Genomic DNA, 13,401 nt, shown 5'->3' with positions numbered 1-13,401 from the left:
AACTGTGGGGCGAATTCCCGATGCGCCGGGCGCGCGGCGGTTGAGACCATGGCCCCCATGCTCCGAGCCGCAGCGGACCCCCGCATATCCCGTCGTACCGGCGTCCCCACCTGGATGGTGGTCGCGCTCGCCTGTTCCGGGCAGTTCCTCGTCGTGCTCGACGTGTCCGTGGTGAACGTGGCGCTGCCCTCGATGCGGGCCGAACTCGGGCTGAGCGGCTCCGGGCTGCAGTGGGTGGTGAACGCCTACGCGATCGCCTTCGCCGGCTTCATGCTGCTCGGTGGACGCGCCGGTGATCTGTACGGGCGCAAGCGGATGTTCCTCGTCGGGCTCGCGCTGTTCACGCTGGCCTCGCTGGGCGGCGGGCTGGCACGGGAGGGGTGGGAACTGCTGGCCGCCCGGGCGCTGCAGGGACTGGGCGCGGCGGTGCTGGCGCCCTCGACGCTGACCATCCTCACGGCCGCGGTGCCGGAGGGGGCGGCCCGCGCGCGGGCGATCGCCACCTGGACGGCGGTCGGCGCGGGCGGCGGCGCCGCGGGCGGACTGGTCGGCGGGCTGCTGGTCGACGGCCTGTCCTGGCGCTGGGTGCTGCTGATCAACGTGCCGGTCGGGGCGATCGTCCTGCTCGGCGCGCTGCGCGGGCTGCCGGAGAGCCGGGCCGGGGAGCGGCGGCGGCTGGACCTGCCGGGCGCGCTGCTGGTGACGGCCGGGCTGGGCGTGCTGGCGTTCGGCATCTCGCAGACCGAGGCCGAGGGGTGGACGGCGGCGGCGACGCTGGTGCCGCTGGTCGTGGGGCTGGCGCTGATCGGGGTGTTCCTGCTGGTCGAGGCCCGTACGGCGGCTCCGCTGATGCCGCTGGGGCTGTTCCGGCTGCGGTCCGTGGCGTCGGCGAACGTCGCCATGCTGCTCAGCGGGTCGGCGATGTTCTGCATGTGGTTCTTCATGACCCTCTACGCCCAGAACGTGCTCGGGTACACGCCGCTGGAGGCCGGACTCGCCCTGGTGCCCAGCTCCCTGGCGGTGGTGGCCGGCTCCAAGCTCGCGCCGCGGCTGATGCGGTTCGCGGGCGCGCGGAACGTGGCCGTCCTCGGGACCGTCGTCGCGGCGGTGGGCTTCGGCTGGCAGTCGACGATCACCGCGGAGGGCGCGTATCTGACGGCGATCATGATCCCGGGGATCCTGATGATGCTGGGGGCCGGCCTGGCGGCCACGCCCCTTGCCGCGCTGGCCACGTCGGGGGCGGCGCCGGGGGACGCCGGTCTGGTCTCCGGCCTGGTCAACACCTCACGCACGATGGGCGGTTCGCTCGGCCTGGCCGTGATGTCCACCCTGGCGGCGGCCCGCACCGAGGACAGCTCGCCCCTGGAGGCAGCCACCGCGAGCCCCGCCGCACTGGTCGAGGGCTACGCCCTGGCGTTCCGCGCGAGCGCGGGGGTGCTGGTGGCGGGGGCGGTGCTGATGGCGGTCTGGCTGCCGCGGAAGGTGGCGGTCCGCACCGGGTGACCCCCCCCGGGGTGGGGCGAGTCGGGATTCCCGGCGTGACGGGGCAACGGTTCGTGGGGCTCGTGGACTCCTCCGTGTATCCAGGAGGTGCACATGGGGGATCGTGACAGGGCCGGGGACGAGGAGTTCCAGGCTTTCGTCATCGGCCGCCGGCCGCGGCTGATGCGTACGGCGTTTCTCCTCACGGGGGAGCAGCACGCGGCGGAGGACCTCGTCCGGTCGACGCTCGAACAGGTCTATGCCGCCTGGCGCAGGGTGGGAGTCCGACGCGCTGATGACGGGCTTCCAGCCGGACCGGGATCCACCGGCGGGACGGGACGTCCAGGCGGCCGCGTTTCCCCTGGGCTCGGGGTCCGGCGCTTCGAGTCGCCTGGTCATCGGCCAGGTCGCCACGACCGCCCGGCAGGTCACCTGCACCTGAAGGACGGCACGACGGAGGACGTCGAGAGGGCCCCCGCGGACTCGTCGGCGAGCGTCGACGACCCATGGATCCGGCCCGCCGCGGGCTCCTCGGTCCACTGGTTCGTGTGCCTGGCGCCGGAAGGCTCTGCGTACGAGTCCGTGAGGGTCACGGGGTAGGCGGTACGAGACCGTGCGGGCGCCGCGTCAGGCGCAACGAGTCCGGGCGAGTGACGGCGCGGGGTCGCCGGGGTGAGGGGTCAGGCCGCCGGTGGCCGGGGTTCTGCCGGGGGTGTCGTGATCGCGAGAGTCGGGTCGATCACCGTTTCGCCGGTGAGGGCGCGGCGGATCGCGGTGGTGAGGTCCTCCAGGGGGCCGTCCTTGACCAGGAGGCCGGCGGCGCCCGACGCCAGGGCTTGGGGGAGCAGGCCGGGGCGGGCGTAGGTGGTGAGGAGCAGTACCCGGCAGTCCGGCACCTGCTCGCGCAGGGCGGCCGCCGCGTCCGGGCCGCTGATGCCGGGGAGTTCCACGTCGAGGAGGGCGACGTCGGGGCGGTGCACCAGGGCGGCGTCCACCAGGGCGTCCCCCGTGTGCACCTGGGCGACCACGTGGAGGTCCGTCACCAGGCCGAGGAGCGCGGCGAGCCCTCCGCCGCTGATCGTCCCGTCCCCGGCGAGCAGCACCCTGACGGACCTCGCGGGCCGGTGGTCACGGGGCATCTCGTTCACGGGCTCAGCGTAGGCGCAGGGAGTGGCCGCCGCCCGTGCGAGAAGCTGAACAAAGCTCACCTGACATGCCGTCAGGAGCCTTCCCAACTCCGACCGGCTCGGCTATACAGAGGTTCGCCGTACTGGAACGCGTTCTAGATCTGGCGGGTTTCACGGCCTCGTGACGACCTCGGTGCGGCCGACGGTGCGGACGGTCGCACCGAGGTTCCCAGCCCCGCGAGCACTCAGGAGCCCCATGCCCATCGACGCAGCCAAGGCGCTCGCCGCCGAACCCCGGACCGGCGAGATCGCCTGGACCGCCAAGGACGTCCTGCTCTACCACCTCGGCATCGGTGCCGGGCTCCCCGCCACGGACCCCGACGAACTGCGCTACACCCTGGAATCCCGCCTGCACGTGCTGCCGAGCTTCGCCACCGTCGCGGGCTCCGGCGCACCCGGGGTGATCAGCGGGCTGTCCATGCCCGGTGTGGAGGTCGACCTGGCCCGGGTCCTGCACGGCGGCCAGTCGCTCCAGGTGCACCGGCCGATCCCGGCGACGGGCAGCGCGACCGCCACCTCGCGCATCGCCGGCGTGTACGACAAGGGCAAGGCGGCCGTCCTCGTCCTGCGCACCGAGGCCGCCGACGCCGACGGCCCGCTGTGGACCAACGACGCGCAGATCTTCCTGCGGGGGGAGGGCGGCTTCGGGGGCGACCGCGGCCCGTCCCCGCGCCTCGACCCACCCGCCGGGCCGCCCGAGCGGACGGTGGAGCGGGCCGTCCGCGAGGACCAGGCCCTGCTCTACCGCCTCTCCGGCGACTGGAACCCGCTGCACGCCGACCCCGAGTTCGCCAAGGTCGCCGGGTTCGAGCGGCCCATCCTGCACGGGCTGTGCACCTACGGCATGGCGCTCAAGGCGGTCGTGGACACGCTGCTCGGCGGCGACGTGACCCGGGTGCGCTCGTACACCACACGGTTCGCGGGCGTGGTCTACCCGGGCGAGACCCTGCGCATCCGTATGTGGCGGCAGGAAGCGGGCGTCCGGGTCGCCGTGAGCTCGGCCGAACGGGACGACGCGCCGGTCCTGGCCGACACCGTCGTCCAGCACACGTGAAGGACTCTTGAGGGGAGCCGCACCATGCGCGCAGCCGTACTGCACGAGATCGGCCAGGAGAAGCTCGAGATACTCGACGACGTCGAGGCGGTGGGCTTCGGCCCGGGCAAGGTGAGGATCCGGGTGCGCGCCACGGGGCTGTGCCACTCGGATCTCTCCGCGATGAACGGGGTACTGCCGCAGCCGGCACCGTTCGTGCCGGGACACGAGGGCGCGGGCGAGATCGCCGAGGTCGGCGAGGGGGTCACCGGCCTGAAGCCCGGCGACCGGGTCGTCGTCTGCTGGCTGCCCGCCTGCGGCACCTGCCCGGCGTGCAGGCGCGGCCAGACCCAGCTGTGCCTGGCCGGCTTCATGAACGCGGGCACCCCCAACTACCGGCGCCCCGGCGGAGACCTGTTCGGCTTCGCCGGTACCGGCACCTTCACGGAGGAGGTCGTCGTCGACGCCCGCTGTGCCGTGCCCATCCCCGACGACGTGCCCTACGACATCGCCGCCCTCATCGGCTGCGGGGTCACCACCGGCCTCGGCGCCGCCCTCAACACGGCCGACGTGCAGGCCGGCGCGTCGGTCGCCGTCATCGGCTGCGGCGGTGTCGGGATCTGTGCGATCCAGGGCGCGCGGCTGAAGGGCGCCGCCGAGATCGTCGCCGTCGATCCCGTCGCCGGGCGCCGCGAGGCCGCGCTGCGGTTCGGGGCCACCCGGGCCGTGCCGCCGGAGGAACTGGCCGACGTCAAGCAGCAGCTCACGGCCGGCGAGGGCTTCGACCACGTCTTCGAGGTCGTCGGGAAGTCGGCCACCGCCCGGACGGCGTACGAGTCCACCCGGCGCGGCGGCACCCTGGTCGTCGTCGGCGCGGGCGCCATGGACGACTTCCTCCAGCTCAACATGTTCGAGCTGTTCTTCGACGAGAAGCGGATCCTGCCGTCGATGTACGGCGGCGGCGACGTGCTGCGCTCCTATGAGCGGACGATCGCGCTGTGGCGCGCGGGCCGGATCGACCTCGCGGGCCTGATCACCCACCGGGTACCGCTCGCCGGGATCAACGAGGCCCTCGACCAGATGCGCACCGGCACCTCCCTGCGTACCTGCATCGAGATCTGAGCATCCGCTGCCCAAGGGCTCGTACGTTCACCGAAGGGGCTCGTATGTCACTGCCACTCGCGGGGCTGTCCGCGATCGTCACCGGCGCCGGGCGCGGCCTCGGCCGGGCCGAGGCGCTGGAGCTGGCCCGGCTGGGCGCGGCCGTCGTCGTCAACGACTACGGGCAGCCCGGCCGGGACGGCACGGGACAGGCCTCGGCCGGTCCCGCCGAGGAGACCGCCGCCGAGATCCGCGCGGCGGGCGGCACGGCCGTCGCCCACACCGGGGACGTCTCGGACCACCGACAGGCGCAGGAACTGGTCGAGTCGGCCGTGGAGGAGTTCGGCAAGCTCGACATCCTGGTGAACAACGCGGGCATCCTGCGCGACCGCATGGTCTTCTCCATGACGGAGGAGGAGTGGGACTCGGTGATACGGGTCCACCTCAAGGGCCACTTCAACACCACCCGGTTCGCCGCCGCGTACTGGCGGGAGCGGGCGAAGGCGGCGGGCGGCACCGTGTACGGGCGGATCGTGAACACCTCCTCGGAGGCCTTCCTCGCGGGCTCCGCCGGACAGCCCAACTACGCGGCGGCCAAGGGCGGCGTCGTCGGGCTGACGACGTCCACCGCGCACGCCCTGGCGAAGTACGGCGTCACGGCGAACGCCATCTGCCCGCGCGCACGGACCCGGATGACCGAGGACGTGTTCACCGACGTACCCACCGGACCCGACCCGCTCGCACCCGAGCACGTCGCCCCGCTCGTCGGCTATCTGGCGGCACCGGCCGCCGGGCGGATCAGCGGACAGCTCCTCGTCGTGCACGGCGGCATGGTGGCCGTGGTCGAACGGCCCCGGGTGCGGGCGAAGTTCGACAGCAAGCAGGAGACGTTCACGTACGACGAACTGGACACGCTGCTCACCGCGCACTTCGCCGAGCGGGAGCGGGGGGAGACGTTCGCGGCGACGGAGGTGCTCGGTCTCCGGCGCGAACACGGGGCGGCACACGGCGAGGCCCCGCTCACCGGAAGGTGAACGGGGCCCTGGTTCCAGCCGATCGACATACCGTCAGGCCGCCGACTCGGTCTGCTGCTCCACCGGCTTGCGGTGCCGGCCGCGAGGAGCCGACTCGGTGTCGTGCGTCGCGACCGGACCCCGGTGCCGGCCGTGGCCGGTGGAGTCCTGGACGTCGGGCAGCGGCTGGGACGTGCTGGCGTCGCTCATCGGAAGAAGTCACCCCGTCAACATGATCTTTTTTGCTCAAGCCGGGCGAGTTTAACCAGGGCACCTCCGGCCGGATCCAGGCGCACACGCCAACCGCCACTACTTCGTTACCTAGTTGCCGTACGACCTGCCAGCGGCGCCTGCTGCAAGGGCACCGGACGTGGCGCGGCAGGCTCCGGAGGACCCGGTTCCGACGGCTCCGCAGCTGTTCGAGCCGTCGAAGCCGCGCCGTCCGGAACCGGATCCTCCGGGCTCGTGTCCCCCGAGCCCCCCGCCCGCCCGCCCCCGTCGCCCGCGCGCGGCGCCTCCCGGGGCACCGCCCACTCCGCCACCCCGCACGCGGCCCCCTCGGTGGCGTACGGCAGCCGCAGCACACCGTCCCTGGTCCACAGGCCGGCGCCCGCCAGCCACCCCTGCGGCGCCGGAAGATGCCGTACCTGACGCTCGGCCGGCCGCCACACGCCCACCCAGCTGCCGTCCGGACCGTCGATGCGCAGCGCCACACCGCAGCTCTCCGGCGTCAGCACCTGTCCCGGCTGGATCGCGAACGGCGTCACCGCACACTCGGCCGCCGCCCGCAGACAGTCCGGGAAGCGCACCGGCAGCGTGCTGCCCAGCACCCCCCAGCCCAGCCGGCCGCCGTCGCCGGGGCAGGGCGCGTCGGACCGGATGAGCAGCAGCCCGCTGTCGGGGTCCGCGAGCAGCAGCCGGTCGTCGCTGCCCGCGGCGATCTGGAGCAGCGGCGACACCTCACCACCGCGCCCGAGGTCCACCACGACCGTCTTGGTACGGCCACCGGACTCCCGGTCCAGGGCGAGCAGCCGCCCCGTCCGGTCCAGCCAGACCCCGCCCGAGCACCGCCCGGGGAGCTGGGCGACGTGCTCCGGCCCGAACGCGCCGCCCGCGACCAGCCACACGGAGCTGGAGTCCGGGCCGACCGCGAGCGCGTACGCCACGTCGCCGCCCGGCGCGGGCGGCAACAGCCGCAGCCGGGTGCCGGGGCCGGGGCACTCGACCGCGCCGAGGGGGAGCTCGCCGGTGCCGGGGCCGGTCGGGTAGAGCAGCGAGAAGGCGTGCCGCCCGGCGGTGAGGCGGCGGATGAGCACCCGGCCGTCGCCCATCGGCTGCACCTCGGTGCCGGGCTCCTCCGGCTGGTTGCCGGGCAGTGGCACGGCGTAGGGCTCGGGGCCGTCCAGCGTCCAGCGCTCCGGGAACCAGGAGTCGCCGCTGCGGGCGAGGCGGGCCGCGTACGCGCCGTCCACCGTGATCACGCAGCCGGGCTGCGGGGAGGACGCGTCCTCGTCCCCGGCCGTGGCCTCGACAACACATGCAGTCATCGTTCGGTCACCTCCGGTAACGAAGCTAGTTTTCGGATGCACAGGCGGGGCACCGGCCGACCGCGGCTTCACACATAAGGGTGGCGGTCCGGCGGTTCCGCGGAGGGAACAGGGGCCGGTGTGCTGAGCGTGGCGGGGGCGGCGGCACAGGTTCAACGGCACAGAACAGCCAGGTAGCCTGTGTTCCGTGCCCCGTCTGTCTGAAGTCATCGCCGCGCTGGAGAACCTGTGGCCCGCCGAGCGGGCCGAGTCCTGGGACGCGGTCGGCACCGTCGTGGGCGAACCGGACCGGCAGGTCACCCGGGTGCTGTTCGCCGTCGACCCGCTGCAGGAGACCGTGGACGAGGCGGTGAAGCTGGGCGCCGACCTGCTGGTCACCCACCACCCGCTCTACCTGCGCGGTACGACGACGGTCGCGGCGGACCACTTCAAGGGCCGCGTCGTGCACACCCTCATCAAGAACGACATCGCGCTGCACGTCGCCCACACCAACGCCGACACCGCCGACCCCGGGGTCAGCGACGCGCTGGCCGGCGCGCTGGACCTGCGCGTCGTACGGCCCCTCGTCCCCGACGCGAGCGACCCCGAGGGGCGCCGCGGCCTCGGCCGGGTCTGCGAACTGGACCACCCGCTGACCGTCCGCGAGTTCGCCGCCCTCGCCGCCGAACGGCTGCCCGCCACCGCGCAGGGCATCCGGGTCGCCGGCGACCCCGGGGCCACCGTCCGCACGGTCGCCGTCAGCGGCGGCTCCGGCGACAGCCTCTTCGACGCCGTCCGGGCGGCCGGCGTGGACGCCTTCCTCACCGCGGACCTGCGCCACCACCCGGCGTCCGAGGCCCGCGCCCACAGTCCCCTCGCGCTGCTCGACGCGGCGCACTGGGCCACCGAGTGGCCCTGGTGCGAGCTGGGCGCCGCCCAGCTCGACGAGATCTCCGACCGCCACGGCTGGGACCTGCGCGTCCACGTCTCGAAGACGGTCACCGACCCATGGACCGCCCACGCGGCGTCCAACCCGACGACAACTCCTGGAGCCCCCAACTGAACGCCGCGCCCGCCGACCAGATCCGACTCCTCGACGTCCAGGACCTCGACGTCCGTCTCCAGCAGCTCGCGCACCGCCGGAAGTCGCTGTCCGAGCACGCCGAGATCGAGTCGCTGACCAAGGACCTGACCCAGCTGCGCGACCTGCTGGTGGCCGCGCAGACCGAGGAGAGCGACTGCGCCCGCGAGCAGACCAAGGCCGAGCAGGACGTCGACCAGGTGCGCCAGCGGGCCGTCCGTGACCAGCAGCGCCTCGACTCCGGCGCGGTGACGTCCCCGAAGGACCTGGAGAACCTCCAGCGCGAGATCGCCTCCCTCGCCAAGCGGCAGGGCGACCTGGAGGACGTCGTGCTGGAGGTCATGGAGCGCCGGGAGTCCGCGCAGGAGCGGGTCGCCGAGCTGACCGAGCGGGTCGGCTCCGTCCAGGCGAAGATCGACGACGCGAGCGCGCGCCGGGACGCCGCGTTCGAGGAGATCGACGGCGAGACGGCGTCGGTGACGAAGGAGCGCGAGGTCGTCTCGGGCTCGGTCCCGGCGGACCTGCTGGGGCTCTACGACAAGCTGCGCGCGCAGCAGGGCGGCATCGGCGCGGCCAAGCTCTACCAGCGGACCTGCCAGGGCTGCCGCCAGGAGCTCGCCATCACCGAGCTGAGCGAGATCCGCCAGGCGGCGCCGGACACGGTGGTGCGGTGCGAGAACTGCCGCCGCATCCTGGTGCGCACGTCCGAGTCGGGGCTGTAGGGGACGCTGCGGTGCGGGAGTTCATCATCGAGGCCGACGGCGGATCGCGGGGCAACCCGGGGCCCGCGGGTTACGGCGCCGTGGTCATCGACGCGGCGACCGGCGAGACGCTGGCGGAGACGGCGCAGTACCTGGGCGTCGCCACGAACAACGTCGCCGAGTACCGGGGGCTCCTGGCCGGCCTGCGCGCGGCCCACGCCCTCGACCCCGGCGCGTCGGTGCGTGTCCGGATGGACTCCAAGCTGGTCGTGGAACAGATGTCCGGCCGCTGGAAGATCAAGCACCCCGACATGAAGCCCCTGGCCATGGAGGCGGGCCGGGTCTTCACGGCGGGGCGGGTGACGTACGAGTGGATCCCGCGGGAGCGGAACAAGCAGGCGGACCGCCTGGCCAACGAGGCGATGGACGCGGGGGCGCGAGGCGAGACCTGGACGCCTTCCCCGGCGGCCGCGACACCGGCGGTTGCCGAGCCCGAGGGGCCGCCCGGGGACGCGGCGGCGGGCGCGGCGAAGCGTGCGGCGCCGGCGGGGCGGTCCGGTACGGCGGCTCCTGAGCCCGATGCCTCCGGTTCCACGGGCTACGGCTCCGAGGGCTCGGGCTCCGCGGGCTCCCATGCCGGGGGCTCCGTTTCCGGGGGTGCCGAAGGTTCCGGGGAGGGCGCCGACATGAACGCCGCGCGGAACGTCGCCACGCCGCAGGTCGGCTGGGGTGCCCCCGACATGGGCGCACCCGCCACCTTCGTGCTGCTCCGGCACGGCGAGACGCCCCTCACGCCGGAGAAGCGCTTCTCGGGCAGCGGCGGCAGCGACCCCTCCCTCTCCGACATCGGCCGCGAGCAGGCCGAGCGGGTCGCCCTCGCGCTGGCGCGGCGCGGCACGATCCAGGCGGTCGTCGCCTCTCCGCTCGCACGGACCCGCGAGACCGCCGCCATCGTCGCCGCACGGCTCGGCCTGGAGGTCGGCATCGACGACGGCCTGCGCGAGACCGACTTCGGCGCGTGGGAGGGCCTGACCTTCGCCGAGGTGCACCAGCGTCACCCCGACGACCTCAGCGCCTGGCTGGGCTCGCCGGACGCCGAACCCACCGGCGGCGGCGAGAGCTTCGCGGCGACCGCCACGCGGATCGCCGCCACCCGCGACAAGCTGATCGCGGCGTACGCCGGCCGCACGGTCCTGCTCGTCACGCACGTCACCCCGGTCAAGACCCTCGTACGGCTCGCCCTGGGCGCCCCGCCGGAGTCCCTGTTCCGCATGGAACTGTCGGCGGCGTCCCTGTCGGTCGTCGCGTACTACGCCGACGGCAACGCCAGCGTGCGCCTGCTCAACGACACCTCTCACCTGCGCTGAGGGAGGCGGCCTCCCGGGCCAGCTGCTCGATCCGCCCCCAGTCCCGCGCCGCCACCGCGTCCGCCGGGACCATCCAACTCCCGCCGACGCAGCCGACGTTGGGCAGCGCCAGATACTCCGGTGCCGACGCGAACCCGATTCCGCCCGTCGGGCAGAACCGCGCCTGCGGCAACGGCCCGGCGAGCGACTTCAGATACGCCGTACCGCCCGCGGCGGCCGCGGGGAAGAACTTCATCTCCCGCACCCCGCGCTCCAGCAGCGCCACCACCTCGGACGTCGTCGACACCCCCGGCAGACACGGCACCCCGGACCGCCGCATCGCCCCCAGCAGTACGTCCGTCCAGCCCGGGCTCACCACAAAGCGCGCCCCGGCCTCGACCGCGTCCTCGACCTGTCCCGGAGTGATCACCGTCCCGGCCCCGACCACCGCGTCCGGCACCGCCCCGCCGATCGCCCGGATCGCGTCGAGCGCGGCCGGCGTCCGCAGGGTCACCTCGATCGCCGGCAGCCCCCCGGCGACCAGCGCCCGCGCGAGCGGTACGGCGTCGGCGGCGTCCTGGAGGACGACCACGGGAACGACAGGGGCGAGATCGAGCACGGAGTCGGTCATGCGGCACATCGTGCCTGGGCGATGCAGTATGCGCAAAGGTCGTTGCGCATACTGCAACAGTCGAGTGCGGGGTCTCAGTGGATCTCGTCCACCAGCACATCCAGCGACCAAGGCCGCCCCGCCCCGGCGGGTGCCTCGGCCTCCACCACATACCCGAGTTCCCGCAGCACCTCCACCAGCTCCGCCGGTCCCTTCGGCGCCGCCCCGGCCGTCAGCAGGCTGCGCACGATGCGCCCCTTCGTCGCCTTGTTGAAGTGGCTGACCACCTTGCGCGTCGGCGCGTGCAGCACCCGTACCGTCGCCGTCCGCCCCGCGATCCCGCCCTTCGGCTTCCACGCCGCCGCGTACGCCGACGACCGCAGGTCCAGCACCAGCCCGCTCCCGGCCACCTCGGGCAACGCGGAGGCCATCGCCGAACGCCAGTGCGCGCCCAGCGCGCCCAGCGCGGGCAGCTTCACCCCCATCGAGCAGCGGTACGACGGGATCCGGTCCGTCACCCGGACCGCGCCCCACAACCCCGAGAACACCAGCAGGGAGCGCCCGGCGCGCCGCTTGGCGGCCGTGTCCAGCGACGCCAGGTCCAGGGCGTCGTACAGCACGCCCGTGTAGATCTCACCGGCCGGCCGGGCCCCGGCGGTGTGCAGGGCGGTGTTCTTGGCGACCTCGCCGCGCAGTCCCTCGCTCAGTCCCAGTACCTCGCGCGCCTTGTCCTCGTCGCCGGAGCACAGCTCGACCAGTTCGCCGAGGACGGCTTGCCGGGCGTCGTTCAGCTCGGGCAGCGCGAGCGACTCCAGCTTGAGCGGTGCGCCCCGGCCGGAGGACGCCTTCCCCTCCGAGGGCGGCAGCAGGACCAGCACGGATTCTCCTTCTCTAGACCTCCGCGCCAGGGTACGGCCTGGTGTCCGCACCGCTGAGCGCCCGGGTGAGGGCACCGACGAGGTCGTCGGCCCCGTCGGTGTACACCCGCACCAGACTCACTTCCCGCCGCCGGCCGAGGAAGGTCGTGTACGTGATGGGCTCGGCGAGCTCCAGCGTGACCGTCGTCTGCCCGCCGATCTCGACGTCGAGCACGCCGTCGGCCTTCTCGTGGGTCAGACGCAGCTCCCGCCGGACGGCCGCGATCCGCTCCAGCGGTATCCGCAGGTCGAGGTGGGCGGCCTTACGGACGCGCAGGGCTCCCGGCTCCAGCACGTGCGGCCGTACGACGGACGCGGCGTGCAGACCGATCACGAAGAGCACGGTGTACACGTCCAGGACCAGCACCACATGGTGCACGGCCGGCCACCGGGACAGCAGCACGGACATCACGACGGTCTCGACGACGCACACGAACGCGAACCCCATCAGCAGCGCGCTCTGCCCACCCGCGTAGCCGAACGCCCGCCCGCCGCGGGTGCCCTGGGTCCGACGGGCCACCCACAGCGCGAGGCACACGTAGAGCTGCACCTCATGCCACGCGAGCCGGTACGCCGTTCTCGCCGTGGCCCTCATCGCGGCCCCCGTGAGGCCAGCCGCAGCGCCCGGCGGATGGCCTCCGCCTGGGCCGGTGCGAGGTCGGCGTACATGGCGCGCAGAAAGCCGTGCTCGTGCTCGACGGGTTCCGCGGCGACCAGCTCGGGCGGCATCAGCCCCGCGAGCGCGCGCGCCGCCTCTTCCACCCGCGGGTCGTCGGTCGCGGCCTCGGCGAGCGCGTCGAGCAGGGCGTACGCCTCGTGCGCCCGCGCGACGGCGTCGGGCCCGGTCAGCGCGCCCCCGACGGCGGCCAGCAGCCGCTCGCGCTCCTCCGGGCCGGCCGCGGTCTCCAGCAGCGCGAAGATCTCCCGGTCCTTCGCGGCCATCGGGGAGTCGGAGGCGGGCGCCAGCCCCGCGAACAGCTCCGCCAGCTCGGGCGAGACCGGCCCCTCGGCGGGCAGCTCGGCCGCGTCGAGCAGAGCTTTCAACCGTTCCCGGCGCTCCCGGAGCGCCGCCTCCTGCCGCGCGAGATCCGCGTCCAGCTCCTCCAGCACCTCACTCAGATCCCGGCCCGCGTCCTCGGCGAGCACGTCCCGCACCTCGGCGAGCCCCAGCCCCAGCTCCGTCAGCCGCCGGATCCGCGCCAGCACGACGGCGTGCCGCAGGGTGTAGTCCCGATACCCGTTCGCCAGCCGCTCCGGCTCGGGCAGCAGGCCCAGATGGTGGTAGTGCCGCACGGTCCGCGTGGTGACGCCGACGGCGGCGGCGAGTTCTCCGATTCGCATGGGTTCAGTAGAGACGTTGACGTTGCGGCAGGGTCAAGCGGACACGATCGGGGGAACGATCCG

Annotated in this window: 14 protein-coding genes and 2 pseudogenes; 9 read left to right on the top strand and 7 right to left on the bottom strand. The window is 73.8% G+C overall.

Annotation, left to right across the window (positions count from 1 at the left end):
- Positions 1-57 precede the first annotated feature (57 nt).
- The 3 genes and pseudogenes from ACIHCM_RS02155 (at position 58) to ACIHCM_RS02145 (ending at position 1,924) form a co-directional block, all read left to right on the top strand.
- A complete protein-coding gene (locus tag ACIHCM_RS02155; protein ID WP_399887839.1) occupies positions 58-1,503 on the top strand; it encodes a DHA2 family efflux MFS transporter permease subunit in 1,446 nt (481 codons plus the stop codon).
- A 93-nt stretch (positions 1,504-1,596) separates the two neighbouring features.
- Positions 1,597-1,782, top strand: a pseudogene (locus ACIHCM_RS02150) (SigE family RNA polymerase sigma factor); the annotation flags it as partial.
- Positions 1,778-1,924, top strand: a complete 147-nt coding sequence (locus tag ACIHCM_RS02145; protein ID WP_399888755.1) for a hypothetical protein — start codon at positions 1,778-1,780, stop codon at positions 1,922-1,924. The pseudogene ACIHCM_RS02150 and the gene ACIHCM_RS02145, both read left to right, overlap by 5 nt.
- A 250-nt stretch (positions 1,925-2,174) precedes the next feature.
- On the opposite strand, the pseudogene ACIHCM_RS02140 reads toward ACIHCM_RS02145, so the two are convergent.
- Positions 2,175-2,621: pseudogene (locus ACIHCM_RS02140) on the bottom strand (response regulator); the annotation flags it as partial.
- Between the two features lie 244 nt (positions 2,622-2,865).
- Between ACIHCM_RS02140 and ACIHCM_RS02135 the strand changes: the two are divergent.
- From ACIHCM_RS02135 to ACIHCM_RS02125, 3 genes are read left to right on the top strand one after another with little or no spacing between them, the layout of a single operon-like run.
- Positions 2,866-3,723 carry a MaoC/PaaZ C-terminal domain-containing protein gene (locus ACIHCM_RS02135; protein ID WP_399887837.1) on the top strand — a complete coding sequence of 286 codons (858 nt, stop codon included), beginning with the start codon at positions 2,866-2,868 and terminating at the stop codon, positions 3,721-3,723.
- A 24-nt stretch (positions 3,724-3,747) separates the two neighbouring features.
- Positions 3,748-4,824 carry a Zn-dependent alcohol dehydrogenase gene (locus ACIHCM_RS02130; RefSeq protein WP_399887835.1) on the top strand — a complete coding sequence of 359 codons (1,077 nt, stop codon included), beginning with the start codon at positions 3,748-3,750 and terminating at the stop codon, positions 4,822-4,824.
- A 44-nt stretch (positions 4,825-4,868) separates the two neighbouring features.
- Complete coding sequence (locus ACIHCM_RS02125; protein ID WP_399887833.1) at positions 4,869-5,837, top strand: 3-oxoacyl-ACP reductase; 969 nt, start codon at positions 4,869-4,871, stop codon at positions 5,835-5,837.
- A 33-nt stretch (positions 5,838-5,870) separates the two neighbouring features.
- Here ACIHCM_RS02125 and ACIHCM_RS02120 read toward each other — a convergent pair whose 3' ends face one another.
- Complete coding sequence (locus tag ACIHCM_RS02120; protein WP_399887832.1) at positions 5,871-6,026, bottom strand: hypothetical protein; 156 nt, start codon at positions 6,024-6,026, stop codon at positions 5,871-5,873.
- A 107-nt stretch (positions 6,027-6,133) separates the two neighbouring features.
- A complete protein-coding gene (locus tag ACIHCM_RS02115; RefSeq protein ID WP_399887830.1) occupies positions 6,134-7,363 on the bottom strand; it encodes a hypothetical protein in 1,230 nt (409 codons plus the stop codon).
- Positions 7,364-7,550: 187 nt separating this feature from the next.
- Here ACIHCM_RS02115 and ACIHCM_RS02110 point away from each other — a divergent pair, with 187 nt between their 5' ends.
- Genes ACIHCM_RS02110 through ACIHCM_RS02100 form a run of 3 tightly spaced genes read left to right on the top strand, consistent with a single transcriptional unit; the run spans position 7,551 to position 10,491 of the window.
- Positions 7,551-8,405: a Nif3-like dinuclear metal center hexameric protein gene (locus ACIHCM_RS02110; RefSeq protein ID WP_399887828.1), complete on the top strand. Its 855-nt coding sequence runs from the start codon at positions 7,551-7,553 to the stop codon at positions 8,403-8,405.
- A complete protein-coding gene (locus ACIHCM_RS02105; protein WP_399888700.1) occupies positions 8,402-9,145 on the top strand; it encodes a zinc ribbon domain-containing protein in 744 nt (247 codons plus the stop codon). The genes ACIHCM_RS02110 and ACIHCM_RS02105 overlap by 4 nt, the downstream gene beginning before the upstream one ends.
- A gap of 11 nt (positions 9,146-9,156) precedes the next feature.
- Positions 9,157-10,491 carry a bifunctional RNase H/acid phosphatase gene (locus ACIHCM_RS02100; protein ID WP_399887825.1) on the top strand — a complete coding sequence of 445 codons (1,335 nt, stop codon included), beginning with the start codon at positions 9,157-9,159 and terminating at the stop codon, positions 10,489-10,491.
- Here ACIHCM_RS02100 and eda read toward each other — a convergent pair.
- From eda to ACIHCM_RS02080, 4 genes are all read right to left on the bottom strand, one after another.
- Positions 10,466-11,101 (bottom strand): bifunctional 4-hydroxy-2-oxoglutarate aldolase/2-dehydro-3-deoxy-phosphogluconate aldolase, encoded by a 636-nt coding sequence (eda, locus tag ACIHCM_RS02095; RefSeq protein ID WP_399887823.1) that lies wholly within the window; start codon positions 11,099-11,101, stop codon positions 10,466-10,468. The two genes, ACIHCM_RS02100 and eda, sit on opposite strands and share 26 nt — an antisense overlap.
- 74 nt (positions 11,102-11,175) lie before the next feature.
- Positions 11,176-11,958 carry a peroxide stress protein YaaA gene (gene yaaA / locus ACIHCM_RS02090; protein WP_399887821.1) on the bottom strand — a complete coding sequence of 261 codons (783 nt, stop codon included), beginning with the start codon at positions 11,956-11,958 and terminating at the stop codon, positions 11,176-11,178.
- A gap of 13 nt (positions 11,959-11,971) precedes the next feature.
- Positions 11,972-12,592 carry a hypothetical protein gene (locus ACIHCM_RS02085; protein WP_399887819.1) on the bottom strand — a complete coding sequence of 207 codons (621 nt, stop codon included), beginning with the start codon at positions 12,590-12,592 and terminating at the stop codon, positions 11,972-11,974.
- Positions 12,589-13,338, bottom strand: coding sequence for a MerR family transcriptional regulator (locus tag ACIHCM_RS02080; protein ID WP_399887817.1), 750 nt, complete (start codon positions 13,336-13,338; stop codon positions 12,589-12,591). The genes ACIHCM_RS02085 and ACIHCM_RS02080 overlap by 4 nt, the downstream gene beginning before the upstream one ends.
- Positions 13,339-13,401: the final 63 nt, after the last annotated feature.

The organism is Streptomyces sp. NPDC052023 (genome assembly GCF_044548465.1).
In the GTDB taxonomy this organism is placed as follows: domain Bacteria; phylum Actinomycetota; class Actinomycetes; order Streptomycetales; family Streptomycetaceae; genus Streptomyces.
Note: the sequence above shows the minus strand (reverse complement) of the source record. Positions and strands in the feature narration are given on the sequence as shown.